Origin of the sequence: Streptomyces sp. NPDC093544, from assembly GCF_040683495.1 — a bacterium.
In the GTDB taxonomy this organism is placed as follows: domain Bacteria; phylum Actinomycetota; class Actinomycetes; order Streptomycetales; family Streptomycetaceae; genus Streptomyces.
Map to the genome: position 1 here is coordinate 16,139 of NZ_JBFBEA010000021.1, position 24,830 is coordinate 40,968.

General features: G+C 68.7%; 23 protein-coding genes, 2 tRNA genes and 2 pseudogenes. 13 read left to right on the forward strand and 14 right to left on the reverse strand.

Going from position 1 to position 24,830, the window contains the following annotated elements:
* Nucleotides 1–48 precede the first annotated feature (48 nt).
* The 12 genes and pseudogenes from AB0N66_RS29255 to AB0N66_RS29310 all read right to left on the reverse strand — a co-directional run bounded on the left by AB0N66_RS29255 (nt 49) and on the right by AB0N66_RS29310 (nt 13,903).
* On the reverse strand, nt 49–834 hold the full coding sequence (locus AB0N66_RS29255) for a TetR/AcrR family transcriptional regulator (protein ID WP_365440567.1): 786 nt from the start codon (nt 832–834) through the stop codon (nt 49–51).
* Between the two features lie 84 nt (nt 835–918).
* Nucleotides 919–2,442, reverse strand: a pseudogene (locus AB0N66_RS29260) (MFS transporter).
* Between the two features lie 124 nt (nt 2,443–2,566).
* The gene (locus AB0N66_RS29265) at nt 2,567–4,762 is read right to left on the reverse strand and encodes a glycosyltransferase family 39 protein (protein ID WP_365440569.1); all 2,196 of its coding nucleotides are present in this window, start codon (nt 4,760–4,762) and stop codon (nt 2,567–2,569) included.
* Nucleotides 4,759–6,249, reverse strand: coding sequence for a bifunctional glycosyltransferase family 2/GtrA family protein (locus tag AB0N66_RS29270; RefSeq protein WP_365440571.1), 1,491 nt, complete (start codon nt 6,247–6,249; stop codon nt 4,759–4,761). The genes AB0N66_RS29265 and AB0N66_RS29270 overlap by 4 nt, the downstream gene beginning before the upstream one ends.
* Nucleotides 6,250–6,263: 14 nt before the next feature.
* Entirely contained in the window at nt 6,264–7,886 is a 1,623-nt protein-coding gene (locus tag AB0N66_RS29275) for a HAMP domain-containing sensor histidine kinase (protein ID WP_365440573.1), read from the reverse strand.
* Nucleotides 7,883–8,623: a response regulator transcription factor gene (locus AB0N66_RS29280; protein WP_365440575.1), complete on the reverse strand. Its 741-nt coding sequence runs from the start codon at nt 8,621–8,623 to the stop codon at nt 7,883–7,885. The genes AB0N66_RS29275 and AB0N66_RS29280 overlap by 4 nt, the downstream gene beginning before the upstream one ends.
* Nucleotides 8,624–8,730: 107 nt before the next feature.
* Nucleotides 8,731–9,756: an amidohydrolase family protein gene (locus AB0N66_RS29285; RefSeq protein ID WP_365440577.1), complete on the reverse strand. Its 1,026-nt coding sequence runs from the start codon at nt 9,754–9,756 to the stop codon at nt 8,731–8,733.
* Entirely contained in the window at nt 9,753–10,115 is a 363-nt protein-coding gene (locus AB0N66_RS29290) for an antibiotic biosynthesis monooxygenase (protein ID WP_365440579.1), read from the reverse strand. The genes AB0N66_RS29285 and AB0N66_RS29290 overlap by 4 nt, the downstream gene beginning before the upstream one ends.
* Nucleotides 10,116–10,206: 91 nt before the next feature.
* Nucleotides 10,207–11,220 (reverse strand): DUF2797 domain-containing protein, encoded by a 1,014-nt coding sequence (locus AB0N66_RS29295; RefSeq protein WP_365440581.1) that lies wholly within the window; start codon nt 11,218–11,220, stop codon nt 10,207–10,209.
* Nucleotides 11,221–11,473: 253 nt separating this feature from the next.
* Nucleotides 11,474–11,677 (reverse strand): annotated as a pseudogene (locus tag AB0N66_RS29300) (FG-GAP repeat protein); the annotation flags it as partial.
* Between the two features lie 571 nt (nt 11,678–12,248).
* Nucleotides 12,249–13,061, reverse strand: a complete 813-nt coding sequence (locus AB0N66_RS29305) for a hypothetical protein (RefSeq protein WP_365440583.1) — start codon at nt 13,059–13,061, stop codon at nt 12,249–12,251.
* Nucleotides 13,058–13,903, reverse strand: a complete 846-nt coding sequence (locus tag AB0N66_RS29310; protein WP_365440585.1) for a sigma factor-like helix-turn-helix DNA-binding protein — start codon at nt 13,901–13,903, stop codon at nt 13,058–13,060. The genes AB0N66_RS29305 and AB0N66_RS29310 overlap by 4 nt, the downstream gene beginning before the upstream one ends.
* Nucleotides 13,904–14,375: 472 nt before the next feature.
* Here AB0N66_RS29310 and AB0N66_RS29315 point away from each other — a divergent pair, with 472 nt between their 5' ends.
* The 12 genes from AB0N66_RS29315 to AB0N66_RS29370 all read left to right on the forward strand — a co-directional run bounded on the left by AB0N66_RS29315 (nt 14,376) and on the right by AB0N66_RS29370 (nt 23,302).
* Nucleotides 14,376–14,642: a DUF6284 family protein gene (locus AB0N66_RS29315; RefSeq protein WP_365440587.1), complete on the forward strand. Its 267-nt coding sequence runs from the start codon at nt 14,376–14,378 to the stop codon at nt 14,640–14,642.
* Entirely contained in the window at nt 14,639–14,833 is a 195-nt protein-coding gene (locus AB0N66_RS29320; RefSeq protein ID WP_365440589.1) for a hypothetical protein, read from the forward strand. Before AB0N66_RS29315 ends, AB0N66_RS29320 begins: the two co-directional genes overlap by 4 nt.
* Nucleotides 14,830–15,714, forward strand: coding sequence for a DUF2637 domain-containing protein (locus AB0N66_RS29325; RefSeq protein ID WP_365440591.1), 885 nt, complete (start codon nt 14,830–14,832; stop codon nt 15,712–15,714). The genes AB0N66_RS29320 and AB0N66_RS29325 overlap by 4 nt, the downstream gene beginning before the upstream one ends.
* On the forward strand, nt 15,714–16,085 hold the full coding sequence (locus AB0N66_RS29330; RefSeq protein WP_365440593.1) for an RRQRL motif-containing zinc-binding protein: 372 nt from the start codon (nt 15,714–15,716) through the stop codon (nt 16,083–16,085). Before AB0N66_RS29325 ends, AB0N66_RS29330 begins: the two co-directional genes overlap by 1 nt.
* 12 nt (nt 16,086–16,097) lie before the next feature.
* A complete protein-coding gene (locus tag AB0N66_RS29335) occupies nt 16,098–16,415 on the forward strand; it encodes a hypothetical protein (protein WP_365440595.1) in 318 nt (105 codons plus the stop codon).
* 85 nt (nt 16,416–16,500) lie between these two features.
* Nucleotides 16,501–18,618: an FtsK/SpoIIIE domain-containing protein gene (locus AB0N66_RS29340; protein WP_365440597.1), complete on the forward strand. Its 2,118-nt coding sequence runs from the start codon at nt 16,501–16,503 to the stop codon at nt 18,616–18,618.
* Between the two features lie 204 nt (nt 18,619–18,822).
* On the forward strand, nt 18,823–19,134 hold the full coding sequence (locus AB0N66_RS29345; protein WP_365440599.1) for a hypothetical protein: 312 nt from the start codon (nt 18,823–18,825) through the stop codon (nt 19,132–19,134).
* 88 nt (nt 19,135–19,222) lie between these two features.
* Entirely contained in the window at nt 19,223–20,146 is a 924-nt protein-coding gene (locus AB0N66_RS29350; RefSeq protein ID WP_365440601.1) for a bifunctional DNA primase/polymerase, read from the forward strand.
* The gene (locus AB0N66_RS29355) at nt 20,143–20,496 is read left to right on the forward strand and encodes a hypothetical protein (RefSeq protein WP_365440602.1); all 354 of its coding nucleotides are present in this window, start codon (nt 20,143–20,145) and stop codon (nt 20,494–20,496) included. Before AB0N66_RS29350 ends, AB0N66_RS29355 begins: the two co-directional genes overlap by 4 nt.
* Nucleotides 20,493–21,638, forward strand: a complete 1,146-nt coding sequence (locus AB0N66_RS29360) for a DUF3631 domain-containing protein (RefSeq protein WP_365440604.1) — start codon at nt 20,493–20,495, stop codon at nt 21,636–21,638. The genes AB0N66_RS29355 and AB0N66_RS29360 overlap by 4 nt, the downstream gene beginning before the upstream one ends.
* 183 nt (nt 21,639–21,821) lie before the next feature.
* Nucleotides 21,822–22,019 (forward strand): helix-turn-helix domain-containing protein, encoded by a 198-nt coding sequence (locus AB0N66_RS29365; protein ID WP_365440606.1) that lies wholly within the window; start codon nt 21,822–21,824, stop codon nt 22,017–22,019.
* Entirely contained in the window at nt 22,019–23,302 is a 1,284-nt protein-coding gene (locus AB0N66_RS29370; protein WP_365440608.1) for a tyrosine-type recombinase/integrase, read from the forward strand. Before AB0N66_RS29365 ends, AB0N66_RS29370 begins: the two co-directional genes overlap by 1 nt.
* An 80-nt stretch (nt 23,303–23,382) precedes the next feature.
* On the opposite strand, the gene AB0N66_RS29375 is transcribed toward AB0N66_RS29370, so the two are convergent.
* Nucleotides 23,383–23,455, reverse strand: a tRNA-Arg gene (locus tag AB0N66_RS29375).
* A 185-nt stretch (nt 23,456–23,640) separates the two neighbouring features.
* A tRNA-Ser gene (locus AB0N66_RS29380) sits at nt 23,641–23,731 on the reverse strand.
* A 271-nt stretch (nt 23,732–24,002) separates the two neighbouring features.
* Here AB0N66_RS29380 and AB0N66_RS29385 point away from each other — a divergent pair.
* Nucleotides 24,003–24,575 (forward strand): SSI family serine proteinase inhibitor, encoded by a 573-nt coding sequence (locus AB0N66_RS29385; protein ID WP_365440610.1) that lies wholly within the window; start codon nt 24,003–24,005, stop codon nt 24,573–24,575.
* The last annotated feature ends 255 nt before the right edge of the window (nt 24,576–24,830 follow it).

Consider the following 24,830-nt stretch of genomic DNA (forward strand, 5'->3'; position numbering starts at 1 on the left):
GCCCCGACCCACCCACAGCCCGTAGGCGCCCCGCGCTCAGCCCCGGAGTCAGCCGCCCCGCGCGACCATCGCCTCGATCCCCGCGATCAGCAACTCCAGCGCGAACCCGAAGTCCCGCTCCCGCATCTCCTCGACCGTGTCACCGCCGCGCGCCTCCAGGAGATCCGCGGAACTCTCGAAGTGGGCCGCGAGCTGCGGCTGTTCGCCGATCGTGCTCATGGCCTGGCGGTGGTACTCGTCCTGGCTCAGCCCCGCCGAGGCACACCGCTGCACGAAGTGACCCTCGATCGTGCCGAATCCGTACACGAACTGGAAGACCGCCGAGAGCGCGCCCATCTGTCCGTGCGGAGGCAGCCCCGTCCTTCGGACCACCTCCTGCACACGGAGCGAGAAAGCCATCGAGTGCGGGCCGATGTTCAGGAAGGTCCCGATGAGCGGGGACACCCAGGGGTGGCGCACCAGCAGGGCCCGGTAGCCGCCGGCAAGGCCACGCAGCTGATCCCGCCAGTCCTCGCCCGACTCCGGGTCCGGGTCCGGCAGCTCCAGTTCACCGAAGACCGCGTCCAGGGCCAGTTCGAGCAGGTCGTCCTTGGTGTCGACGTACCAGTACACGGACATCGCGGTGACGTTCAGCTCGGCGGCCAGCCGGCGCATGGAGAACTTCGCCATCCCCTCCGCGTCGAGCAGCCGCACCGTGACCTCGGTGATCCGGTCCCGGTCGAGCCCCGAGGGCTGACCGCCACCACGCGGAGCCGCCCCGCCCCGGGGCGCCTTGCCCTCCAGCCAGACACTGGCCCGCGCCGGACGCTCGGCCCGGTCGCCCGCCCTCACCATGGCGCACCTTCCTCGGAACTCGATACCTCAAGCAAGTGGGCCGGAACTCTCCGATCCGCCCCTCTTGACGATGCTAAGCGGGCGTCACACGGAAACCGCCACAGCGGATTCTTCCCTCTCCGCCCGCCGCAACAACGCCGCCGCCGCCGCCAGCAGTCCGCCGAGAAGGACGGCGACCGCACCCACCAGCTGGCTGGTCTCAAGACCCGCCGAGAACGCGTCCGTGATCCGCCCCCGCTCGTCCGCCGTACCGGCCGACGCGAGCGCCGCGGGCAGCGAGGTCGCGGCCACCGGAATCACCGCGGCGAAACGGGAGTTGAGGACCGCGCCGAGCACGGACACACCCAGGCCGTTGCCGAACTCGGCGAGCGTGCCGTTGATGCCGGCGCCGACGCCCGCCTTCTCCCGGGGTATCGCGCTCATGATGGCGTGCGCCATGGCAGGGTTGGCGATCGCGCAGCCCACGCCGATCAGCAGCAGCCCGAGCAGCGTGCCGCCGTACCCGTCCGCGGCCGGCGTCGCGATCGACACCAGGTCGGCCGACATCAGCACCATGCCGAGAGCGATCGACACTGGTGTCCCGAGCTTCGCCGTCCACTTCGCCGAAAGGCCGGAGAAGTTCAGCGCGACGACCGCGAGGGCGAGGGGCGCCACCCGCAGCCCGGCCTCCAAGGGCCCTTAGCCCAGGACGAATTGAAGGTGCTGGGTAAGAAGGAACAGCGCCCCGCCCATGCCGAAGGTGATGAGCACCGCGCCCGCGACGGCTCCGGTGAATCGGCGGTCCCGGAAGAACTGAAGATCGAGCATCGGATCGGCGATCCGGCTCTCCCAATACGCGAACCCGCCCAGCACCACCACCGCGACCACCGCCGTGAACGGCACCCGCCCCGACGCCCAGCCATGCTCGGGCCCCGAGATGATCGCGTACACCAGCGCACCCATCCCGACGGTGGAGAGCAGCGCGCCGAGCAGATCCGGCCGGTCCCCGCGCGGGTTTTTCGACTCCGGTACGAGGGCCACCACCGCGACGAGCCCCAGCGCCACGACCGGCAGATTGACCAGGAGGATCGCGCCCCACCAGAAGTGGTCCAGCACGAACCCGCCGAGAAGCGGCCCCGCCGCGAAGCCGATCGCGTTGACGGCGCTCCAGATGCCGATCACCTTCGGCTGTTCTTCGGGCGTGAAGATCTGCATCGCGACGGCGAGCGTGGTGGTCAGCAACAGTGCGCCGCCGACGCCCATCCCCGCCCGCGCGGCGATCAACTGCCCGGTGGAATCGGCGAGTCCGGCCACCACCGAGCCGATCCCGAACAGCACGAGACCGGCGACCAGCATCTTCTTGCGGCCGATGGGGTCCCCCCGCGCCCTTTAGGCGTGGGGGAGGTCGGCCGCGCTGCCCGCTGTGAGCAGCAGCCCGGGCTGCACCAGGGAGTACGCGTTGATCATCCACTGGATGTCGGCGGTTCCCGCGCCGAGCTCCCGGGTGAGGCAGGGGATCGCGACGTTCAGCACGGTGTTGTCGAGCAGCACGGTGAGCTGCGCGAGGCAGATGACGCCGAGGATGAGCCAGCGCTGGGGGTGCCCTTGGGGGGTTTGAACGAGGGACATGCCATACACCGTAGAACGATCCCTGTACGGCGTGAGACACGATCATCGGCCGGCGCACGGAAAGGACGAAAAGGGTGGTGGCCCGGAGCGTTCGCTCCGGGCCACCACCCTTGGAAGGAAACCGTCAGCTACTGCTGGTCGGCTGCGTCAGGTCATAGAAGGTGGCCGTACCGACCGTCACCTTCGTGTAGTTGGCCTCGACCCACGTGGTGATCTGGGAGGAGGTGCCCTCACTGCTGCCGCCACCCATGGCGGCACCACCTGTCGAACTGGAGATGAAGTAGTGGATCTTGCCGTCGGCCACGTACTGCTGGAACTGGGCCAGTGTCGGCGAGGGGTCGGTGCCGTTGAAGCCGCCGATCGCCATCACCGGGTCACCCGTGGCGAGCTGGTAGTTGGCGGAGTTCTGGGCGCCGATGGCCGCGGCCGCCCAGGTGTAGTCGCCGGCGTTCTTCTCCAGCAGTGACTTCGCCTCGTCGGTGACGGTCGCGCCGTTGAGCAGGCCGGCCGCGCCGCCACCGCCCATGCCGCCTCCGCCCGCACGGCCGCCGGCCGTGCCGCCTTGGCCCTGCTGCTGGGTGTTGCCGTTCGCGCCACCGCCGGGGAAGCCACCGCCGCCACCGGTCGGGGGCTGGCCCGTGGTGCCACCCTGCTGGTTCTGGCCAGGCGCGCCGCCGCGCATGCCACCGCCTGCGCCGCCACCGCCTCCGCCGAACCCGCCCCTGCTCGCGCCCGCAGGACCGGCCGTCACGATGGACCCGGTGTGCCCGGTGTTCACCGTGCTGAGCGTGTACGCGGTCGGACCCGCGACCGCAGCCACGAAGCTCAACGCGGCGACGGCAAGGGCCAGTTGGCGGCCCAGCTTGGCCACGAAGATCAGACCGAGGGCGCCGACCAGACCGCCGACGAGGACCAGCCACTTGAGCCAGGGCAGGTAGTCGGGGGCGCGGTTGAGGAGGACGTACCCCCAGGCCGCGGTCGCGGTGACCGAGGCGGCGAGGGTGAGCGAGGCCCAGATCTTGGCGCGCTCCGCCCACAGCACCGTCGCGCCCATGCCGACCAGGGCGGCGATGTAGGGGGCCAGGGCGATCGTGTAGTACTGGTGGAAGATTCCGGCCATGTAGCTGAAGATCAGCGTGGTGATCAGCAGCGCGCCGCCCCAGGCGAGGAACGAACTGCGCACCAGGTCGGTCCGCTTGGCCTTCCGGCTGAGCACCAGACCCGCGACGAAGAGGATAAGCGCGGCCGGCAGCAGCCACGCGATCTGGCTGCCGACCTCGTCGCCGAACATCCGGTCCCAGCCGGTCTCGCCCCACCTCCCGGTGGTACCGGCGGCGCCGCCGCCGACACTGCCGGCCTCGTCGCCGCTGATGCGGCCAAGTCCGTTGTAGCCGAAGGTCAGTTCAAGGAAGGAGTTGTTCTGCGAGCCGCCGATGTACGGGCGGGACGACGCCGGCCAGAGCTCGACGATCGCGACCCACCAGCCGCCCGAGACGAGCAGCGCGAGCGTCGACCAGCCCAGCTGCACGAACCGCTTCTTCAGCTTCACCGGCGCGCAGACCGCGTACAGGATGGCGAGCGGCGGCAGGACCAGGAAGGCCTGCAAGGTCTTCGACAGGAAGGCGAAGCCGACCGCGACACCCGCCCAGACCAGCCACTTCGTACGGCCGTCCTCCAGGGCGCGGATCACGCAGTAGACCGTGACGGTCATCAGCAGCGCGAGGATCGCGTCCGGGTTGTTGAACCGGAACATCAGCGCGGCGACAGGGGTGAGCGCGAGCACCGCGCCCGCGATCAGACCCGCTGCCGGGCTGAAGCGGCGGCGCAGGGCCGCGTACAGGACGCCGACCGTGGCGACGCCCATGAGCACCTCGGGAACGAGGATCGCCCACGAGCTGAGACCGAAGATCCGTACCGACAGCTCCATCGGCCAGAGCGAGGCCGGCGGCTTGTCGACGGTGATGGCGTTGGAGGCGTCCAGCGAGCCGAAGAAGAAGGCCTTCCAGCTCTCACTGCCGGCCTGGACGGCCGCGGAGTAGAAGGAGTTGGCGTAGCCGGAGGCGCTCAGGTTGTACAGGTACAGGACCGCGGTGGCGACCAGCAGACCGAGGAACGCGGGGCGCGCCCAGCTCGGGTCCTCGGGCCGGCCGCGCCAGACGCGACGTGCGAAGGGCTGCTTGGGCTCACCGGAGTCGGGGGAGGCGGTGGGCACGACCGGCTCGTGTACGGCCGTCGAGGCCGTGGGCCCCGCGGCGGGATCCGCGGTACCGGTGGGGGGATTCGCTCCCCCCTGATAGCTCGTATCGGACTGAGTCGTCATCGCGCGTTCCTCGGATTCGGATCGTCGTCGTACGGGCGCACCGCTTCCAGTTGCATGGTCGCGTCCCCGTAGGTGCGGTCCGCGGCTTCGCCGGCGCGGAACTGGTCTGTGTCGTACGGAACTTGGGGCAGCGGCGGGTGCTCGTGACCCTGGTGACCCTGATAGCTCTGGTACTGCTGCGGAGCCGCCGTCGAGTAGGTGGGGGAAGCCGGGTGGTGGCCCGCCACGACGGGGGAGGGAGTCTCGTCGCGCCGGTCGGGGAAGACCCAGGCCCGGAAGAGCAGGAACCGCAGCACCGTCGCCGCGAGGTTGGCGGCGATGAGCACCGCCAGTTCGGTGGAGTGCCCGGGGTCGGTCGTCGCCGCGTTCAGTGCGGCGAGCGAACCGCTGGTGAGGGCGAGGCCGATACCGAACACGACCAGGCCCTGGGCCTGGTGGCGGACGGCGCCGCCCCGGCCGCGTACGCCGAAGGTCAGACGTCGGTTGGCGGCCGTGTTGGCGACCGCCGAGACCAGCAGGGCGAGCGCGTTGGCGACCTGCGAGCCGGAGAACGTCCGGAAGCCGCTGTAGAGCAGCAGGTAGACGAGCGTGGACAGGGCGCCGACCACGCAGAAGCCGACGAGCTGGCGGGCGAGGCCCTTGGGTACGTCGGTCAGCTCGCGGTCGCGCGGGTCGTCCCCGAAGGGCCGGGCGAGCCGGTCGAGCGGCAGCGAACCGGTGGCGAGGGCGCGGCCGACGCGCCAGACGCCCTTCAAGTCGTCCGTCGCGGTCTTGACGATGTGGACCGTCGAGTCAGGGTCGTCGACCCAGTCGACCGGCACCTCGTGGATACGGAGCCCGGCCCGCTCGGCGAGCACCAGCATCTCGGTGTCGAAGAACCAGCCGGTGTCCTCGACCAGCGGCAGCAGCACCTGGGCGACATCACGCCGGATCGCCTTGAAGCCGCACTGGGCGTCGGAGAAGCGCGCTTGCAGCGAACCGCGCAGAATGAGGTTGTACGTACGGCTGATGAACTCGCGCTTGGCACCGCGCACCACGCGCGAACTCCGCGCGAGCCGCGAGCCGATCGCGAGGTCCGAGTGGCCCGAGATCAGCGGGGCCACCAGCGGCAGCAGAGCGTTGAGGTCGGTGGACAGGTCCACGTCCATGTACGCGAGGATCGGCGCGTCCGAGGCGGACCACACCGTGCGCAGCGCCCGGCCCCGGCCCTTCTGCTCCAGCCGGAAGGCCCTGACTTCCGGTATCTCGACGTCCAGCTGTGCGGCGACCTGCGGAGTCGCGTCGGTCGACGCGTTGTCCGCGATGGTGATGCGGAACTCGTACGGGAAGGTGCGCTTGAGGTGCTCGTGCAGTCTCATCACACACGGCTGAAGGTCCTTCTCCTCGTTGTAGACGGGGATCACTACGTCCAGGACAGGCGTACCGGCATTTCCGGCCGGGAGGTGCTCCCGCGCCGGCAAGTTGCCGGGAGAAGAGTCGGTTCGCATGCCAACTAGTTTCGTCATGCGCCCTGTTGCACCCATGTGGTGGCACTGTGCTGCACCTGTGAGTACGTTTGCGAACTTGTTACAGACGTTTCCACCGGCAGCGCGGGCAAATGCAGGGTGAACACCGTACGTCCGGGAACACTGTCGACGGTCACCGCGCCCCCGTGAGCGGAGGCGACGGCCTGCACGATGGCAAGGCCGAGACCGGTCGAGCCGGAGGAGCGGGAGCGCGAGGTATCGCCGCGTGCGAAACGTTCGAAGACGTGCGGGAGCAGGTCCGCCGGAATGCCCTGGCCGTCGTCCTGGACATCCACGCAGAGCCACGGTCCTTGCTGGCGGACACGTGCCGTCACCGTCGTACCCGGTGGTGTGTGCGTGCGTGCATTCGCGAACAGATTGACCATGACCTGCTGCAACCGGGCCGCGTCCGCGAGGACGAGAGCGGGCTCGTCGGGCAGCTCCAGACGCCAGTTGTGATCGCGCCCGGCGGCCCGTGCGTCGCTCACTGAGTCGATGACGAGCGGTACGAGGTCGGTCTGCTCGTACTGCAACGGCCGCCCGGCGTCGAGCCGCGCGAGCAGCAGAAGGTCCTCGACGAGGAACGTCATACGCCCGGCTTCGGATTCAATCCGGCCCAGCGCGTGCCGGGTGTCGGGCCCGGTCTCCTCGCGGCCGCGTCTGGTCAGCTCGGCGTATCCGCGGATGGACGCCAGCGGCGTACGCAGCTCATGGCTCGCGTCCGCGACGAACTGCCGTACCCGCGTCTCGCTCTGCTGTCTCGCGTGCAGGGCGCCGTGGATGTGGTCGAGCATCCGGTTGAGGGCCGCGCCGACCTGGCCGACCTCGGTGTGCGGGTCGGCCTCGGACTCGGGGACACGCTCGTACAGGGTGACTTCGCCGCTGTGCAGGGGGAGTTCGGAGACGCGGGTGGCGGTGGCGGCGACCCGGCGCAGCGGGCGCAGGGCCACGCCGACGAGCACACTGCCCGCGATACCGGCGGCGATCAGACCGGCGCCGGTGACGCTCACCTCGACGATGATGAGGGTGCTGATGGTGTTGGTGACGGACTTGGTGGGGATGGCGACATAGAAGTCGCCCCTGGGACCGTGCTGGAACTTGACGCGGTACTCACCGAGCCCCGGAATGTCCACGCTGTGCACGCCGGTCTTCGACACCGAGCCGAGCGCCGCAATCTGCGCCTCGGTGAGGTTCTTGGTGTCCATGCCGTCGAAGCCGCCGGTGGTGGAGGTCTTCTCCTGGGAGACGACCGCCTTGGTGATCCCACCGTTCTCCACCACTGCGGCGATGGTGTCCTCCGGGCTCGGCCCCTTGGTGAGGAATTCGAAGGTGTTGTCCGCCGAGTTGGAGTTGTTGGTGGCCCCCGGGAGCTGGCCATTGGCCTCCGGGTTCCCGCCCCCTTGCTTCAGCGGGCCGCCGGCCGCACGTACGGCGGCCTCGCTCAGCTGGCTGTCCAGCTGCTGATACAGATGCTGGCCCAGCGCGATGGTGGTCACCGTGCCGATCACCGCACAGACCACGGCGATGAGCGCCACCCCCGAGACGACGAGCCGCGTCCGCAGGGTGCGCGGCTGTCGTCCTCGCCTCTTCTGCGCTCGCGGCCGTCGTCGTCCGCTCATGACGCCGCGGGCTTGATCAGATAACCGGCTCCGCGCCGCGTGTGGATCATCGGCTCGCGACCGGCGTCGATCTTGCGGCGCAGGTACGAGATGTACAGCTCGACGACATTGGCCTGACCGCCGAAGTCGTACGACCACACGCGGTCGAGTATCTGCGCCTTGCTGAGTACCCGGCGCGGGTTGCGCATCAGGAAGCGCAGCAGCTCGAACTCGGTCGCGGTGAGGTGGATGCCCTCGCCGCTCCGCGAGACCTCGTGGCTGTCCTCGTCGAGGGTGAGGTCCCCGACGACGAGCGTGGAGTCGCTGCGGCGGTCGGCGGCGCCGGAGCGGCGGATCAGCCCGCGCAGCCGGGCCACGACCTCTTCGAGGCTGAAGGGCTTGGTGACGTAGTCGTCGCCGCCGGCGGTGAGCCCGGCGATGCGGTCCTCGACGGCGTCCTTTGCGGTGAGGAACAGAACGGGCACGTCGGGCAGCTCACGCCGCAGTCGCCCCAGGACGGTCAGCCCGTCCATGTCGGGCAGCATCATGTCGAGGACGACGGCGTCCGGCCGGAAGTCGCGAGCGGTCTGAATCGCTCCCGTCCCGTCACCCGCGCTGCGGATCTGCCAGCCTTCATAGCGAAGGGCCATGGACAACAGCTCGGTGATCGACAGCTCGTCGTCCACCACAAGCACTCGGACGGGGCTCCCGTCCGGCCTCAGCAGTTCGGTGCGCCCCTGGGGCGAGGTCGTGGTCATAGCCGACACATTGCTCGGCGCCGCTGAGAGCATCCTTTCCGGAACCTGTGATTTTCCTGAGAAACGCACAGGCGCCTCTCAGGGAACACCTTGGAAGCGCTCAGCGCTCACTGTGACGGCGTGATCCCGAAGGGGTACGGAGTCCCGGTGGGGTTCGGGGCCCCGGTGGAGTGCGAGGTCCCCGAGGAGTGCGAGGTCCCCGTGGGACGCGTGAACTCGGTGGGGTGCGGGATCCCGAACAGCTGCGCCCCGTTTTCGTAGCAAACGGCTCGCAGCCAGTCGTCACCCAGGCCGAGCCGCTCCAGGACGTGCAGCTGATGGACGTACGGGTGCGGGATGTTCGGGAAGTCGGTGCCGAGGAGGACCCGGTCGCCCAGGTCGGCGAGCCGGGGCAGCGCCTCGGCCGGAAACAGCGAGAAACGCTTGCTGAAGTCCGTGAACGCCATGGTCGTGTCCAACCGCACCTCCCCGTACCGCTCCGCGAGCCCGAGGAAGTCCTCGTACTCGGGCATCCCGAGATGCGCGACGACCAGCCGCAACCGGGGATGCCGGGCGAGCACCCCGGCCACCGGTCCCGGCCCGGTGTACTTGCCGGGCGCTGGCCCGGACCCGCAGTGCGTCACGACCGGAATCCCGGCCTCGGCGAGCAGTCCCCAGACGGGGTCCAGGAGCGGGTCACCCGGGTCGTACGCCCCCACCTGCACATGCGCCTTGAACACCCGCGCCCCCGCCTCGACGGCCTCACGCACATACGTCTCGACGCCCGGCTCGGGAAACAGCGTCGCGGTGTGCAGACAGTCCGGGGTCCGCCGAGCGAAGTCGGCGGCCCAGCCGTTGAGCCACTGGGCCATGCCCGCCCGGTGCGGATACAGCAAAGCCGTAAAGGCCCGCACCCCGAACTCCCGGATCACCGCGAGCCGTTCGTCCTCGTCCCCGCGATAGGTGATCGGCCACTCGACACCGCCGGTCAGCGGTCCGAGCCCGTCGAAGTAGGCCCACACCTTGCGCAGGACGCGCTCGGGCATGAAGTGGGCGTGGATGTCGACGAGCCCGGGCAGCCCGAGCCGCGTCCAGAACTGCCGTACGTCGTCGGCATCGTGCCGGCCATCCGTCCCGTTCCCGTTCCCGTTCACGCCCGCTCCCGCTCCCGCTCCCGCTCGAACCCGTGGCTGTGCTCGACCTTGGCAATGTGGATGCTGTAACGCTCGTACCAATGCTCGCGCCCGTGCTTCTTCGCCGCCCGGTGCTCCAGATGGTTCCGCCACTCCTCTATGCCGGCCTCGTCCCGGAAGTAGGCGACAGTGATCGCGAGCCCGCCGGGCGTCCGCGCGGAGTCCTCCCCGAGGAACCCTGGAACCTCCTTGACCAGCTCGCCCATGCGATCGGCGGTCTCGCCGTACCCGTTGTCGCCTTCCGTCCGCAGGGACGTGAACACGACGGCGTAGTACGGAGGTTCGTGGGCGGCGACAGGTGCAATGAGGTGATCGCTCATGTCCGCCACTCTCGGGCCATGCGTTCCCCGACGTCCAGCGCCTTTCCGAACGGGGTCCAAAAGGGATCGAAGTCTTGACCATTCCGCCCCTTCAAAAGAGCCCGTCCTGGACGGCGGTGTCCTTCGAATCCTTCAACTCCCTCACTGGGAAGGTGATTCTGTCTTCGGTGCCAGTGCCAGTGCGGGTACCGGTGCCGGTGGCCGGGCCGGTAGCGGTGGCTTCCGTGACAGGAGCTGCGGTGTCCGGAGCAGGTGCGGTGGGTGCGATGGGCGCGGTGGGTGCCGCGGCTGAGGCGGGTGCGGCGGGTGCGGCGGTCAGCTCCCACCCGGTCATCAGTCGCGTGTCGAGGACGACGATCCCGCGCTCGGTGGCCAGATGCAGATCGGGCCCGGCGGCGGCCACCAGCTCCCCGCTCACCGCACCCCCCGCGACAAGCTCGCTGACGACGCCCCAGGCCGGTGGCAACCCGCCGAGCCCGAAGGCACCGGCGTGATCGACCGCCTCGAACGGCATCCGCTCCAGGGACTCCGGCCACCCGCCGAGCCCCACGGCCCGTGCGTGCAGCTCACGGACCTCCGCCGCCCGGACCTCCGCGTCCGGCAGCACACTCCGGACGGCCCGCTTGGCGTCGTAGGGAATCCGGTCCGGTACGCCGAGGACCGTGCGCAACAGCTCCTCGCTCCGCCGGGCGGCCATCAGCGGCCCCCGCCCCAGCCGGCTGAAGACAACGGCTCCCTGCTCCAGGAGCCGAGCGGACCCGCGCTCGACGGCGGTGATCCCGACCTTGACCATCCCGGGCCCGAACCAGGCCAGATAGACGGAGTAGGGCCGAAGGTCATCGGCGATGGTGTCCGCCGCGACGGAGTGAGCCCGGTCCAGCCGCCCGCACTCCTCGCACCGGGCTCCGACACTCCGCCCGGCCACCACGGCCCCCACCGGACACGCGTTCCCCCGCGCCCCCACGCACCTCCGTACGCCCCCCTCCACGACGCCGAACGCAACCCGCTTCCCCCAGGACAACGCACTGCTCCGCCCCCCGTCCCACCCGAGCACGGGGCCACCCCCGGCCCACCGCAGCCCCGTACATCTCCACGCCTGTGCCATTACCGAAAGCGTAAAGGCCAGCACTGACAACCCGGTCCGCCGGTATCGCCGAGCTGCCGAACGTGCCGGTGCGGCTGAAGGGCCCGGTGAAGCGGACGGCCCCGCTCCAACCACCCGCCAGGACCTCGGTCTTGGCTCCCGAGCCGGTACTGACAGCGGCCAGGTCCAGCCCGTAGTACAGCGGCTCGCTCTCCGGCGTCGGCAGGTCGGTACCCTTGGTGAGGCCATCGCTGCTCCCCCACAGGACCGTCACCGTCCCGGCATTGGCACCCTTCGTCGTGCTCTCGTAGGGCGAGGAGACGACCAGATCCGCGTACCCGTCCCGGTTCAGATCCGCCGTGGCCGTGGCGGCACCGAACCGGTCGTACGCCTCCGAGGTGCCCGGCACGCCAACGGTGTTCTGCGTAATGACCTTCCGCCGACTCGCCAACAGCCCCGACTTCGCCCCGTGCAGCACGACAACCGCGCCGGCCGCCTCTTTAGATACACCCTTGGCCTACCGCACGTCGTACGAAGTCCCTCGACGCCGGACGCTTCGCCACTCCCACGGCAGAAATACGCAGCCCACGAGAACCAGTGCCCAACCGGACCAACTGATGTGAGGCAAGGCGACGAAGTTGTCGATCACGGCGACCACCCAGCCACAAGACATCAAGGTGAGCGCCACTACTCGCCCTGTCCGCCCAAAGAACCTCGATGTGTCCGTCACACCATCCCCCGAGTCACCTCTTGGACTGCCGAGCGGCTGACATCAGCCGTTGCTGTGCTTCGCTGCTGTACGACGCGAAAACGCAAGAGGCCCCGGAGTGATCCGGGGCCCCTCACCTGTGTGCACTCGGCAGGATTCGAACCTGCAACCTTCTGATCCGTAGGCGCGTTCCCCCTGCCCGCAGATCCCGCCAACCAGCCTCTCCGCAGCCACTATCCGGCATCGCGTAGACACGAGGGTCCGCGACTGTGCGTCGGTGTACGTGGCTGTTGATGTCAGCCGTTGATGTCAGGGTGCGGCGCTCTTTTCGCTGGTGAGGTCACCATTGGCAGAACGCCACGGTTGCGTCATCCCCAGACTTGTACCGTGGCCACCGGCGTCCAGTTGGGTCCGTCGCTTCCACCTTGCGTACGGTGTCGATCAACTCCCGGGGGCCTCCCGTCCGCAGCGTTGCGAACACGTCGGACCAAGTCACCATCCCGTACTCGGTCACAAGCCTCGATACGCCATCGGACATCACTGCGGCGGCATGCACATCGCCCAACGCCGTCGTGCCGGTCAGGGCATGCGCCGACGCCTCTGGCCCTGCCGCTGCCACCCAGTACCCATCTGGCGTGTTGCGCACTTGCCGTTGCGCGCTCACGAATCGTTGCAGGGCTTCTCTGTGCTCTGGCGTGTGCGTCTCGTGTTGCTCAACTTCGGCTCTCATCTTCGGCAGGATGTCGTCCACTCGAAGATCAGTGATCACCGAGTACTCCTCTGCCCCCTCAAAGACGATCGGCGAGTCTGCGAGAACCAGGTGGTCAAGGACGTCAAGCCGCCGCCGCAAAACCGCGACGGTGGCTGACGGCGTGCCCGGGTTCTTCAGGTCGCACTCGGGGTGCAGCTCCGCAACGCGTTCGAGAGCCTCAGCCAACCCGTCCGAGAGCGGACGATCCGTGTCCGCCAGGGCTGCTACAAGCTGACCACCTAGGTGAGCGACGTACCAAGGAACACCGTGCTGGCATCCCGTGGTCAGCCCCACCGTGCTAAGTCCGTCCAGCACGATGGCGAGCGTCGGCGTTCCTGCTCCCCAATCCTCGTTCGGGTTGACTCCCCCGGGGCGAGTGTCCAGACAGACGCGCATGATCATCCCTCGTGTCGGTACAACGGCGTGACGCGACGGCTCTCCAGCACGGTGAGCGTATCGGGGTCGTAGCGGCAGGAGATGAGCGTCGAAAACCGTTTGGTGCGGACCTCTCTATACAGCTCAGCGAGGTTGTTTTCCAGGAAGTGCACGACGCCGTTGGCGCCGATGGCGTGGACGCCGGCGATGTACAGGAACGTGCCACGTCCGTCCAGTCGGGGAAGCCGCCCCAGGTAGCCGAAGTCACCCGCTGAGCCATCCTCGTCCTGCGGCGAGCGGTACTTCTTCCCGGCCTTCCGATCCACCAGGTGCCACGCTCGGTCTTTCTCAAACCGCAGGTTGTCGTCCCCCTCAAGTACTTGGGCGACGATCGGGGACAGTCGCGGTCCACAGATCACCACGTGGTTGTCGCGGTTGAGGTTGACGATTCCCGTGGGTGGGATCACGTCGTACTCGGCCTCAAGCTTCATCCCACCTAGCAACTTGCGCAGGTGCTCGAAGTTGTCGAGGTCTTCCCTGGTCACAACCTCGCTCGGCTTCTGGTCGGGGCCCTTGCCCGCTTCGTACTTGCCGCCGAGCGACACCGTCACCTGGTCCGTGCCGAAGAACGCACGCTCCGGGGGTGGGCCGGCAGATGCTAGCTGCCCTACGCGCCCGCGACTGACGCCGAGTTTCGTGGCGATCTCGGCTTGGGTCATGCCGGATGCCTGCGCTTCCTCAATGGCCTCACGCCGGATGCGGGACAGCTCCAGCACCCAGCCTTGATAGGTCGCCATCAGGTCAATTGCTGCCTTGGCTCTGTCGACCGGTGCCGCGATTTCAGCGACCCGCTTCATCTCGTCGTGCACGGCTCTCCAATGCTCGCCTAGGGGGGCTAACGAACTGTATCGCGAGAGGGGGTTGCGCGCAGCCTCGACTTTGCCTACGGTACCTAACAAGCAGAACGGCAACCCCCCCTAGGCAACACGGGAGGTGACCATTAAGCCTTGCCTGACCTGCACGTATGGCGCACCGGAGGAAAGCCCGAGGGGGTGAGTACGAAGGGAGTGCTAGTTATTTGAAAACTCAACAGTGTGCCTGAGGTAGCCGCTCCACCTCTGCAAGCAAGAGGGCGGCGTGCGCGGGTTCTGTCCCCGTGTGCGGTACAGCGCGACTGACCTTTCCGCAGCTCAGTGGCTGCGGCCGGTTGCCTCCGCTGCACGTCTCGCACGTGCAGCGCTGAGGGGAGCCGGAGCTTCCGACTTCAACGGCGCGCGGCGCCCGGGTTGCACCCCGGGCGCCGCTGTTCGGGCCGTTCCTGGTGAGAGGAACCACGACCCTATGAGCACCATCGTCACTGTTCAGGATGCTGTTACCGCGTTCTCCGACTTCATGGAGCCGACGGCCGCTGAGCTGGACGCGATCGACCGCGAGATGCCCGTCATCCGGGCGGACGTCGACCTGTTGGACGCGCAGATCATCATGTTGGACCGCACGCCGACGGAGCTGGACGCGCGGCGTGTCCGCCGCGCCCACCGCCGCGTGCTGGCGGCCCGCCGCTCGCTGGCGAACACGGCCTCCCCGGTCCTCCCGGAGGTGGGCGCATGAGCGCGAACCCTTCCCCCAAGAGCCTGGCCCTGCTGCTCGTCATGCTGGGCTCGGTGACCGCGATCACCGCGTCCGTGGCCGTTTTCGCGACCCACGAGCAGGCCTGGCGGTACGTCATCGCGGCCGGCGGCCTGATGCAGTTCGTCGGCTGGGTACTGCACGGCCGGCGACTTCGGGGCGGTCAGCGATGAACCTGAACCACAAGGGCAAAGCCCTCCTGGTCCTGGCCCTGGTCGCCGTGGTCGGCATGGCGTTCCGGGTCTCCTGGAACGCGCTGCGGGACGTGGCCGGCGCGATCGGCGCGGACAACACGGCCGCGACGCTCTACCCGTTCGTGGTCGACGGCCTGATGGCCCTGGCCCTGATCGCTGCCCTGGTTCTGACGGGCAAGGACCGGAAGTTCGCGCTGCGGGTGCTAGGCACCTACACGATCGCCTCGCTGGTCCTCAACTACGTCCACGGACTCGTACCCGAGCTGCACGGCCGCACCGTCGACTGGGGACGGCTCGCCGACTGGGACCCCGCCAACTACGCGCTGGTCCTGCTCGCCACATCACTTCCGGTCGGCTCGATCTACTTCGGATCCGATCTGGTCGCGAAGGTGCTGCACCACCACCCCACCCCGATTCCCGATGTGATCGCAAATGCGGAGGAATCGACCGAGATCGTGAGCAATCGGTCTACGGCTGACCTCGCAGTATCGACCCCCGCACCGATCACCGTCGCTCCGCTGCGGATGCCCGATCCGGTCGCAGTCGACTTCCTGAAGTCGGCTCTGCCGTTCAAGCCCGTACCCGCCATCGCGTCGACTCCCGTCGCATCGATCCAGCGGCGTCCGGTAGCAGCAGAGTCGTCCCGCCGTCGGGCAACCGGTCGACTTCCCGAGGTAGCCCGATCGCCTCGGCCGAAGCGGACTGCGGCTCAACTGCTTGATGAGGCGCGCACGGTGACGGCCGGTTGGCCGGCCGCGAAGGTGACCGCTGAGGGCATCCGCCGTGAGGTCCACACTTCGCCGGCCAACGCCCGGATGCTGCGGGACACCCTGCTCGCCGAACGCGCCACCACCCCGTGATGGGCCGCTCGTACGGCAAGTGCTTCGACCCCCACGGCGCCCGCCACGGCATCCCCACCTTCCCCTGGCGAATGGCACCGGACGGCATGGTCACGCGCCGCCAGTTGCGGGCGCGTGGCCTGCGTCCGGGCGGACAGCCCATCGCCGCGCAGGTCCTGCGCCCCCGCTACCGGCGCGGCCCGCTGGTCGCCTACCTCTACCGCCTCGACCACGCCAAACCGGTCCGGCCGATGACGCCGGCGAAACGGGCGGCGCTGGCCAAGGCCAACCTCGCTCGCCGCACCTGCCCGCAGTGCCGACGCGATGCCGGATACGTCATCCCGCTCTCGCTCGGCACCTGCGTTCCCTGCGCCTACCCCGACAGTCCGTGAGGAGTACCAACCATGGGCAACGCTGACACCCGCCGGCTCGACCGTGCGATCCGTGAGACGAACCGCAAGCTCGAAGCGGTCCGCCAGGGCGAGACCTGGCCGCTCACCGGATCCGAGCGCCGCGCGATGCTCGCCGCCCTCGCCGGCGGCTCCTACCGCACCCTGCGAGGCAAGAGCACCACCCGCGCAGACAACCGAATCGACTCCCTCACCACATCCGCTGAGACGCGACTGATCGCGGAACTGACTGCGTTGCAGGTCGAAAGGCAGCGGCTCGTCACCGAAGCCGCCCGCGCCAAGGCGGCCAAGAAGTCGTCGGGGTGGTGGTGACGCGCACCCGCGCCGCCCGCCCCACCTGCACGGATCTCCCCTTTCAACTTCACCCCGGTATGGGGCAGTCAGGAGTACTTCCCGTATGAGTGAGAACGTCGTTCACCTGCACAAGAACACCGAACCGCCCGCCGATCTCGGCACAGTGACCAAGCTGACCGTGGTCCCCGACCGGGCACCCGTCGCACCCGTTCCGCTGTGGGTGCGCTCCGGGCGCGCGGTGAAGACCGTGGTCACACACGAGACCACCAAGACCACCGCACGCGCCGTCGCCCGCCACACCCTCTACGTCGCCGGCGGCGCCCGCATCGCGGCCAAGCGCACGTGGGACGGCCGCACCGCCTCCCGCTATGAGCGGATGCTGCGTGCGGCGGAAGCCGCCGGGAACTACGAGGTGGCCGCTGAGTGGGAGGAGCGCGGTCAGCGCTACCGCGCGGAACGCCACCGCCGCCGCATGGACCTCCTGCACACCCCCATCGACGCGGCCAAAGGCGTCGCGGTCAGCGCCGGCGTGGGCATCGGATCACTGGTCGCCCTCGGAGTGGTCATGGCGATCGCGACGAAGGACTTCACCGCCGTCGTCACGCCGCTGATGGCCACGGTCGACTTCATCAACCTGCTCATCACCATCGTCCAGGTCGTGTGGGGCCCCGCCCTCACGATCGGCCCCTTCCTCGCCCTGCTCGCCCTCTGGGCCATCGGCAGCAAGCAACAAGCGGCCCCCGCCTGGGCGCTGCCCGCCAACATCCGCAACAGCGAAGGCGAGCCGATCACCCCGTCCATCGTCGTCAAGGCCCTGCGTGACCTCGGGGTGCCCGCGCTGCGCAACGCGATCAAGGACATGGGCGATGTCGGCGCGTCGATGCTGGGTCCGATCCGGATCGCCGGATGCGGCGTGGAAGTCGACGTCACGCTTCCGTCCGGGGTGTCGACGAACGAGGTTCAGGGCAGGCGGCGCAAGCTTGCCGAGAACCTGACCCGGCACGAGCACGAGGTGTTCATCACGATCCCCGAGGCGGCCCGCACGGTCCGCCTGTGGATCGCGGACTCCGGAGCCTTGGATGAGCCGATCGGCCCGTCTCCGCTGGTCACCGACGAGACGATGACCGCCAACTACAAGACCGGACGCGCCCCTTGGGGCCAGGACCTGCGCGGCGACGCGGCGGCCCTGAGCGTCTACCAGCGCCACCTTCTGATCACCGGGTTGTCCAACCAGGGCAAGACCGCCGCCCTGCGCGCGCTCGCCCTGTGGCTCGCCCTGGACCGCACGGTCGAGTTCCGGATCGCCGACCTGAAGGGCGCCGGCGACTGGGCCATGTTCGATGATCTGGCCTCCCTGCTCATCCAGGGACCGACCGACGACCACGTCATCCAGGCAACCGAGATGGTCGAAGGCCTGGTCAGCGAGATGGAACGCCGTCTCCAGGAGCCTCCCGGGACCGTGTTCGGGCCGCTGGTCGGCATCGTGGACGAAGCGCAGGTGGCGTTCATGTGCCCGGTCAAGGACGCCGACAAGAACCCCTACGGCGGCTCCAAGGCCACCTCCCGCTACTTCATGGCCGTCCGCAAGGTCCACAACCAGGGCCGCGCGGTCAACGTGACGCTGTGGGAGGGCACCCAGGACCCCACCGACCAGAACCTTCCCAAGCTGGTCCGCGAAGGCGCCCACACCCGCGCCTCGCTGGTTCTCGGTACCGAGTCCCAGGCCAAGATGGCCCTCGGAGACAAGGCAGTTGAAGGCGGCGCCGCCCCACACCTGCTCCGTCAGGGTCTGGACAAGGGAACCCTGGTCGTCGCCTCCGACGGCATCGCCATCCCCGCCGGGCAGGCCTCCATCACGGTGCGCACGCACTACGTCGACGACGAGAGCGCCTACGCCATCGCCGACCGGGCCAAGGCGCTGCGGAACGGCGTCACCACCCTGCACGTCATCGAGCGGGGCGAGGACCGCGACCCGCTCGCCGACATCGCCGCCGTGTTCGGCACGGCGCCGCGCCTGTTCACCCAGGACGTGCTGAAGCGGCTGGACGCGCTGAACCCCGAGGCGTACGGCGACTGGACACCCAGCGACCTGCGCCGCGTGCTGGAAGGCACCGGAGCCGAGCCGTACAAGTCGGACGGCCGCATGGTCGTCGCCGCCGAACGCCTCTCGCGCGCGCTCGCCAACCGCGATGGCAACGGTTCCGCTTCCGCCGCCGAATGACAGGGAGCCAACCCCCGCCTGGCCAGGGAGGCAGGGAGAAGTCCCTGCCCCCCTCCCTGACCCGCCTCCCTCACCCTGACCTGCACAGATGCTCGTTCAGGGAGTCAGGGAGGCGTGCAGGTCAGACCCCCGAAAACCCCCTCCCAGAGCCTCCCGCAAGGGGGTGGCTCTGCCTCCCTGCCCCTGCCATCGAAGGGATTCCGCATGTCGCACCGCGACCCGCCGGGGATCATCGCCCCGCACATCCCCGCCGACGACTGGCGCCGCGCCGAAGCCACCGGACGACCGGTCGTGATCGTCGTCCAGACCACCGACCAGACCGGGCGCCCGCTGCACCAGTACCTGTTCCCGATCGCTGTCGCCGGCGCCGGGGTGGTCGGTGTCTTCGCCACCGTCGCCGCGTTCCTCGCCCTGCTCGACTTCGCCGTCCACACCGCGACCGCCATCGCCGCTGCCGCAGGGCCTCTCAGCGTCGGCGGGATCAGCCTCAAGCTCTTCGGCTCCAAGCACCGCTAGCTACGCCAAGGGCGGCCCCCCACTCACGCCAATGAAGCGGGGCCGCCCTTGCCAACCAGAACCGACCAAGGAACTGGAGACCTCCAGGATGACCCAACCCACCGACAACACGCGAGAGGCCTTACTCGCCGCAGCTCTGAACGCCACCGAGCGCGGCTGGCACGTCTTCCCGCTCCGTCCCAGCAGCAAGCAACCCGCACTGCACGGCGCCGACCGCTGCCGCCAGACAGGCGACTGCGCGAACGGACACCTGAAGTGGGAACAGCGCGCCAGCACCGACCCCGAGCGCATCCGCACTTGCTGGGAGACCAGCACCGCGAACGTCGCCATCGCGACCGGCCCGTCCGGGCTGGTCGTCGTCGACCTCGACATGCCCAAAGACAAAGACTGCAAGGGCAGTTCAGACGCGCCTGACGGCGCGGCACACTTTGCGGCGCTCTGCGAGCGCGCCGGCCATGCCGTCCCCGACACCTACCGGGTCCGGACCGCGAGCGGCGGACAGCACCTGTACTTCACCGCCCCGCCCGGCATCCGCCTGACCAACACCGCAGGCACCATCGCCCCGTTGGTCGACACCCGCGCATGGGGCGGCTACGTCGTCGCGGCGGGCAGCATCACCCCCGCCGGAGCCTACGAAGCCGTAGGCGGCCCTGTGGTGGCCCCACTGCCCGCCTGGCTGCTGAGCATCCTGAAACCGACCCCCAAGCCGTCTCAGGCCCCCTCAATGGCCGTAGCGGGGCAATCGCGCCGATACGCTGACATTGCACTCGCCAGTGAAGTCCGCAACGTCACTCGTGCCCAACTCGGGGAGCGCGAGGCCAAGTTGTTCCGGGCAGCGCGAGCCCTGGGCCGCTTCATCGCGTGGGGCGACCTCCCCCGCAGTGTGGTTGAGCAGGCTCTTCAGCAGGCAGGCGAGTCGGCAGGACTCCCGCCGTCCCAGTGCCGCGCCACCCTGCGCAGCGCACTCAACTGGTCCATCACCCACAACCAGACCCGCCGGAACACGGCATGAGCACCCCACACCGCCCCCGACTGAAGAGCATCACCCACACCCCGAGCAACTGTCACGACGCCGAACCGGCCGCGCCTCAGGCGACGTTGGGCGACCCGAAGGGCGTCGCCGAAGGCGTCCCCACTGCTGTTCGCCCTGACCCGCAGCGCGGCGACGGCCGATACGCCGTCGCATGGCTGACCATCCGCACGCCCTACGGCGCCACCCCCACCGCCACGTCAACGTGCCTGTGCGGCTGGGACCGCAGCGCCACAGGACACGCGGACGTGTGGGCCCTGACCGCCGCCCACGAAGCACACCGCGACACCTGCCCCCTCCGCACACCCCAGGAAGGAAGGGCCGCCGCATGACCCAACCCCTCGACGGCGCCGCGCTGCTCAACGAGGTGGAAGCCTTCCACCGCCGGTTCAACGTCTTCCCGCACGAGGCCGCCTACGTCGCCGTGGCGTTGTGGGACGCACACGCTCACCTGCTCGACTGCTTCGACTCCACCCCCCGCCTCGCCTTCCTGTCCCCGGAACCGGGTTCGGGGAAGTCGCGCGCGCTGGAGATCGTGGAAACCCTCGTGCCCGAGCCGATGACGGCCGTCAACGCGTCCGCCGCCGCGCTGTTCCGGTCGGTGTCCGGACCCAACGGCCGGCCCACCATCCTGTTCGACGAAATCGACACGGTCTTTGGGCCCAAAGCGGGCGACAACGAGGAACTACGCGGGTTCCTGAATGCTGGTCACCGCCGTACCGGAGTCACCTACCGGTGCATCGGAGACGGCGGCAACCAGACCGTTCAGGCCTTCCCCTCGTACTGCGGGGTCGCGGTCGCCGGCCTGGGGAACTTGCCGGACACGATCATGACGCGGTCCGTCATCATCCGCATGCGCCGGCGGGCCCGTAACGAGCGCATCGAACCCTTCCGTGCCCGCCTGCACGAGGCGGAAGGCCACAAGCTCCGCGACCGGCTCGCCCAATGGGCCGAACACGCACGGGGGTTCGTCATGGGTGCGTGGCCCGACATGCCCGACGAGGTCAGCGACCGGCCGGCGGATGTGTGGGAACCCCTGCTCGCCATCGCCGACGCGGCCGGCGGCGACTGGCCTACCAGGGCGCGGGACGCGTGCGTGACGTTGGTGACCGCGTCCAAGACCAACGACAAAGGCAGTCTCGGGGTCCGGCTGTTGACCGACCTGCGCGATCACGTGTTGGTGGGCATTGACCGCCTTCCCACCATCGCCATTCTCGACAGGCTCAACGCGCTCGATGACGCGCCGTGGGCCGATCTGAACGGCAAGCCGCTCGACAGCCGGCGCCTGTCGAAGATGCTCGCGGAGTACATGACGGCGGACACCGAGCCGATCGCGTCCCGCAACATCAAGACCGCCGGGAGCGTCCTCAAGGGCTACTACGCCACCGATCTGCACGACGCGTGGGGCCGCTACTGCCCCCCACCCCCGGAAAGTCCGCTACCTCCGCTACCGGGCACCGAAAACCTGCTCTGACCTGCGATAACACGGTAGCGGCAACCACTCTCGGTTGCCGCTACCGTGCCGCTACCCATCCGCTACCGCTACCCCTCCCGCTACCTCGCACAGGCCTCTGACCTGCACGGTAGCGGCGGTAGCGGAAGTAGCGCCCCTCAGAAGGGGGCCCGAAGAGGCCCCGCCACGCCCCGGAGGTTCGTCGTGCCTACCGTCGCCCCCGCTGCACCCGAAGCGCTCACGGTTCCCGAGGTCATGTACGCGCTGCGCCTCAGCCGCAGCAAGGTCTACGACCTCTTCCGCTCAAAGCAGCTCGATAGCTTCACCGCCGGCCGTGCCCGTCGCGTCCCGGTCGCCGCAGTGCGCCAGTACATGCAAGACCGACTTGAGGAGGCCGCCTGATGGCAAAGCGTCGCGCCAACGGCGAAGGCACGATCACCAAGCGTGCGGACGGCCGCTATCACGCTGCCGCTTACGTCTACCGGCCCGATGGGACCCGTACCCGGAAGTTCGTCTACGGCAAGACCCGTGAAGAGGTGGCCAACAAGCTCACGGAGTTGCAGGAGAAGACCCGTCAGGGCATTCCGGCTGCAGAGTCCACGATGGCATTCGGCGAGTATCTGACCTACTGGCTCGCAGCCATCGCGCCGGCGCGACTCAAGCCGTCCACGCTGAACAGCTACGAGGGTCTGACCCGCCTATACATTCGGCCGGCGCTCGGCAAGAAGAAGCTGAACCGGTTGTCGCCGGCGGACGTGCGCCGGTTCCTCTCGGAGTTCAAAGCCTCGTGCCTGTGCTGCCTCCGTGGTGCAGACAAGGAACGACCGGAGGCCAAGCGGTCCTGCTGCGCGGTGGGCCGCTGTTGCAAGCGCGCTCCGTCGGCACGCACCGTCCAGTACATCCATGCCGTCCTTCGGTCCGCGCTACAGCAGGCGATGCGCGAGGAACTGATCGCGAGGAACGTCGCACGGATCGTGGAGACCCCCACTGTCACCCCCAAGGAGGTGCGTCCGCTGGACGTCACGGAAGTCAGGTTGCTACTCAAGACCGCCAAGTCCCACCGCCTGTACGCCCTGTGGTTGGTGCTCGTGTCAACCGGTCTGCGCCGTGGCGAGGCGCTCGGACTCACCTGGGGAGACATCGACCTCGCGGGCGGACAGATCAGGGTTCGCCGGAACGTACAGCGGATTCGGCGTGAGCTGATCTTTGGCACGCCCAAGACCATGCGGTCCGTTCGTACGGTGTCCCTGCCGAAGCACTGCGTACGGGCACTCACGCAGCACCGCGAGCAGCAGGAAAGGGAGCGCCAGGTGGCGGGCAAGAAGTGGCAGCCCGTGCCAGGCCATCCCGTCGGGCTGGTCTTCACCACGGTGACCGGACGCGTCACCGATCCCCGCAGCCTGAACCGAATGCTCACGATCCTCTGCCGGGACGCGAACGTGAGGCGCGTGCGAGTGCACGACCTGCGTCACACCTGCGCATCGTTGCTCCTCGCGCAAGGGGTCGATGCCCGGACAATCATGGAGACGCTCGGGCACAGCACCATCACTATGACGCTGGACACCTATGCGCATGTGATGGCGACCACGCTGAGGGCGGCTGCCGATCGCATGGACGACGCCCTGCGGATCGACGACTCCGATGGAGATTCGGAGGGCGAGAACGTGCCGACTGCCGACGGCTGATCACGCCATCCAAGGGCGTTGATGTCAGCCGTTGATGTCAAAGGCCCCTTGGGATGATCCCAAGGGGCCTTTGACCTGTGTGCACTCGGCAGGATTCGAACCTGCAACCTTCTGATCCGTAGTCAGATGCTCTATCCGTTAAGCTACGAGTGCTTGTTTTGTTTTTGTCCCGTTTGCTGGGCTTTCGGCCTGCTCGTGGCGACAGGAAGAACATTACATGACTGCCGCCGCCATGTGAAATCCGTTTGCCGCACCCCTTGTGAACTGCGTAAACATGCTCTGGCCTGGGGTAACACCGAAGCCCCGGACCAGATGGGCCGGGGCTTCGGATCTTGGTGCGGAGGCGGAGGGATTTGAACCCTCGATGGGATTGAAGTCCCAAACCGCATTAGCAGTGCGGCGCCATAGACCGGACTAGGCGACGCCTCCAGCACAACCGCTCACGCGAGCGCGAGTGGTGCGTGCAGATGATGACACAGCCGAGCGGGCTGTCACCAATCGCCTCCCACGGTACTAGGCGTGCGGGCCGCAGAGCAAAGTCGAAATGTGGCGGGAGCGGGCGAAGGGGCAGGCGGGACGGACGGCAGGGGGCGGGGGCGCGGACGGCAGAGCGAGAGTGGGGGAGGAACGAGAGTCGGCCTGGCGCGAGAGTGACCGGAACTCCGCGCAACCGTGCGGGGTGCGTGGCGTTAGTCAGGTCATGTTGCGTCGTCTCGTTCTCACTGTTGCCGCGTCCGCCGCCGCGCTCTCCGCCGTACCCGCCGGGCCGGCCGCCGCGCTGCCCGCGGGGTCCGCCGGGCCCGTCACCTCCGCCGGGTCCCTCAAGTCCCTCGGGCCGGTCATCGCGTACGCCGAACCGATTCTCCTCAGCCCCGTCCAGAATCCGGCCTCGGCCGAGGCCTCGAAGCCGACCCTGATGCCCCCGCCCGCCCGCGACGAGGACTCCCGGGATCGGCTGACCGTGACCGTCCACGACGCGGGGACCGGTGCGGACGGGACGTACGAGCTGCGGTGTCATCCCGGCAGTGGCAGTCACCCCGATGCGATCGGAGCGTGCGATGCGCTCGACCGGGGGGCTCGCTGGGGCAAGGATCCGTTCGCCCCGGTGTCACCGGAGGCCATGTGCACGATGCAGTACGGCGGTCCGGCCACCGCCCATGTCACCGGGACCTGGGCGGGGCGACCCGTCGACGCCAGGTTCGACCGCGGGGACGGGTGCCAGATCTCGCGGTGGAACGCGCTCACACCGCTCCTTCCCGACCTTCGGTCATAGCCAGGGAAGGAAACAAGGGAAGGAAACAGGGGAAGGCCGGGAGAGGTACAGGGCAGCGGCAGGGCGGAGGCAGGGTGCGGCGGATTCCCAGTGGCGTCACGGTTCCGCAGGGGGATGAAGGGGGCGAAATGTGCAATCACGGCTTCTGTGTCGCTTCTGCGTGGTTTCTACGTCAGTTCTGCGTGCGACCTCCCTCTCATCCGGCGTCGCGAGCGCAACCTCTGCCCGTAGACTCCCCCGCGTGACACGCTGCGG

Coding starts and splice junctions, on each gene's coding strand:
- AB0N66_RS29255 (WP_365440567.1), bottom strand. CDS start 834: ATGGTGAGGGCGGGCGACCGGGCCGAGCGTCCGGCGCGGGCCAGTGTC.
- AB0N66_RS29265 (WP_365440569.1), bottom strand. CDS start 4,762: ATGACGACTCAGTCCGATACGAGCTATCAGGGGGGAGCGAATCCCCCC.
- AB0N66_RS29270 (WP_365440571.1), bottom strand. CDS start 6,249: ATGCGAACCGACTCTTCTCCCGGCAACTTGCCGGCGCGGGAGCACCTC.
- AB0N66_RS29275 (WP_365440573.1), bottom strand. CDS start 7,886: ATGAGCGGACGACGACGGCCGCGAGCGCAGAAGAGGCGAGGACGACAG.
- AB0N66_RS29280 (WP_365440575.1), bottom strand. CDS start 8,623: ATGACCACGACCTCGCCCCAGGGGCGCACCGAACTGCTGAGGCCGGAC.
- AB0N66_RS29290 (WP_365440579.1), bottom strand. CDS start 10,115: ATGAGCGATCACCTCATTGCACCTGTCGCCGCCCACGAACCTCCGTAC.
- AB0N66_RS29295 (WP_365440581.1), bottom strand. CDS start 11,220: ATGGCACAGGCGTGGAGATGTACGGGGCTGCGGTGGGCCGGGGGTGGC.
- AB0N66_RS29305 (WP_365440583.1), bottom strand. CDS start 13,061: ATGATCATGCGCGTCTGTCTGGACACTCGCCCCGGGGGAGTCAACCCG.
- AB0N66_RS29315 (WP_365440587.1), top strand. CDS start 14,376: ATGAGCACCATCGTCACTGTTCAGGATGCTGTTACCGCGTTCTCCGAC.
- AB0N66_RS29320 (WP_365440589.1), top strand. CDS start 14,639: ATGAGCGCGAACCCTTCCCCCAAGAGCCTGGCCCTGCTGCTCGTCATG.
- AB0N66_RS29325 (WP_365440591.1), top strand. CDS start 14,830: ATGAACCTGAACCACAAGGGCAAAGCCCTCCTGGTCCTGGCCCTGGTC.
- AB0N66_RS29330 (WP_365440593.1), top strand. CDS start 15,714: ATGGGCCGCTCGTACGGCAAGTGCTTCGACCCCCACGGCGCCCGCCAC.
- AB0N66_RS29335 (WP_365440595.1), top strand. CDS start 16,098: ATGGGCAACGCTGACACCCGCCGGCTCGACCGTGCGATCCGTGAGACG.
- AB0N66_RS29340 (WP_365440597.1), top strand. CDS start 16,501: ATGAGTGAGAACGTCGTTCACCTGCACAAGAACACCGAACCGCCCGCC.
- AB0N66_RS29345 (WP_365440599.1), top strand. CDS start 18,823: ATGTCGCACCGCGACCCGCCGGGGATCATCGCCCCGCACATCCCCGCC.
- AB0N66_RS29350 (WP_365440601.1), top strand. CDS start 19,223: ATGACCCAACCCACCGACAACACGCGAGAGGCCTTACTCGCCGCAGCT.
- AB0N66_RS29355 (WP_365440602.1), top strand. CDS start 20,143: ATGAGCACCCCACACCGCCCCCGACTGAAGAGCATCACCCACACCCCG.
- AB0N66_RS29360 (WP_365440604.1), top strand. CDS start 20,493: ATGACCCAACCCCTCGACGGCGCCGCGCTGCTCAACGAGGTGGAAGCC.
- AB0N66_RS29370 (WP_365440608.1), top strand. CDS start 22,019: ATGGCAAAGCGTCGCGCCAACGGCGAAGGCACGATCACCAAGCGTGCG.
- AB0N66_RS29385 (WP_365440610.1), top strand. CDS start 24,003: ATGTTGCGTCGTCTCGTTCTCACTGTTGCCGCGTCCGCCGCCGCGCTC.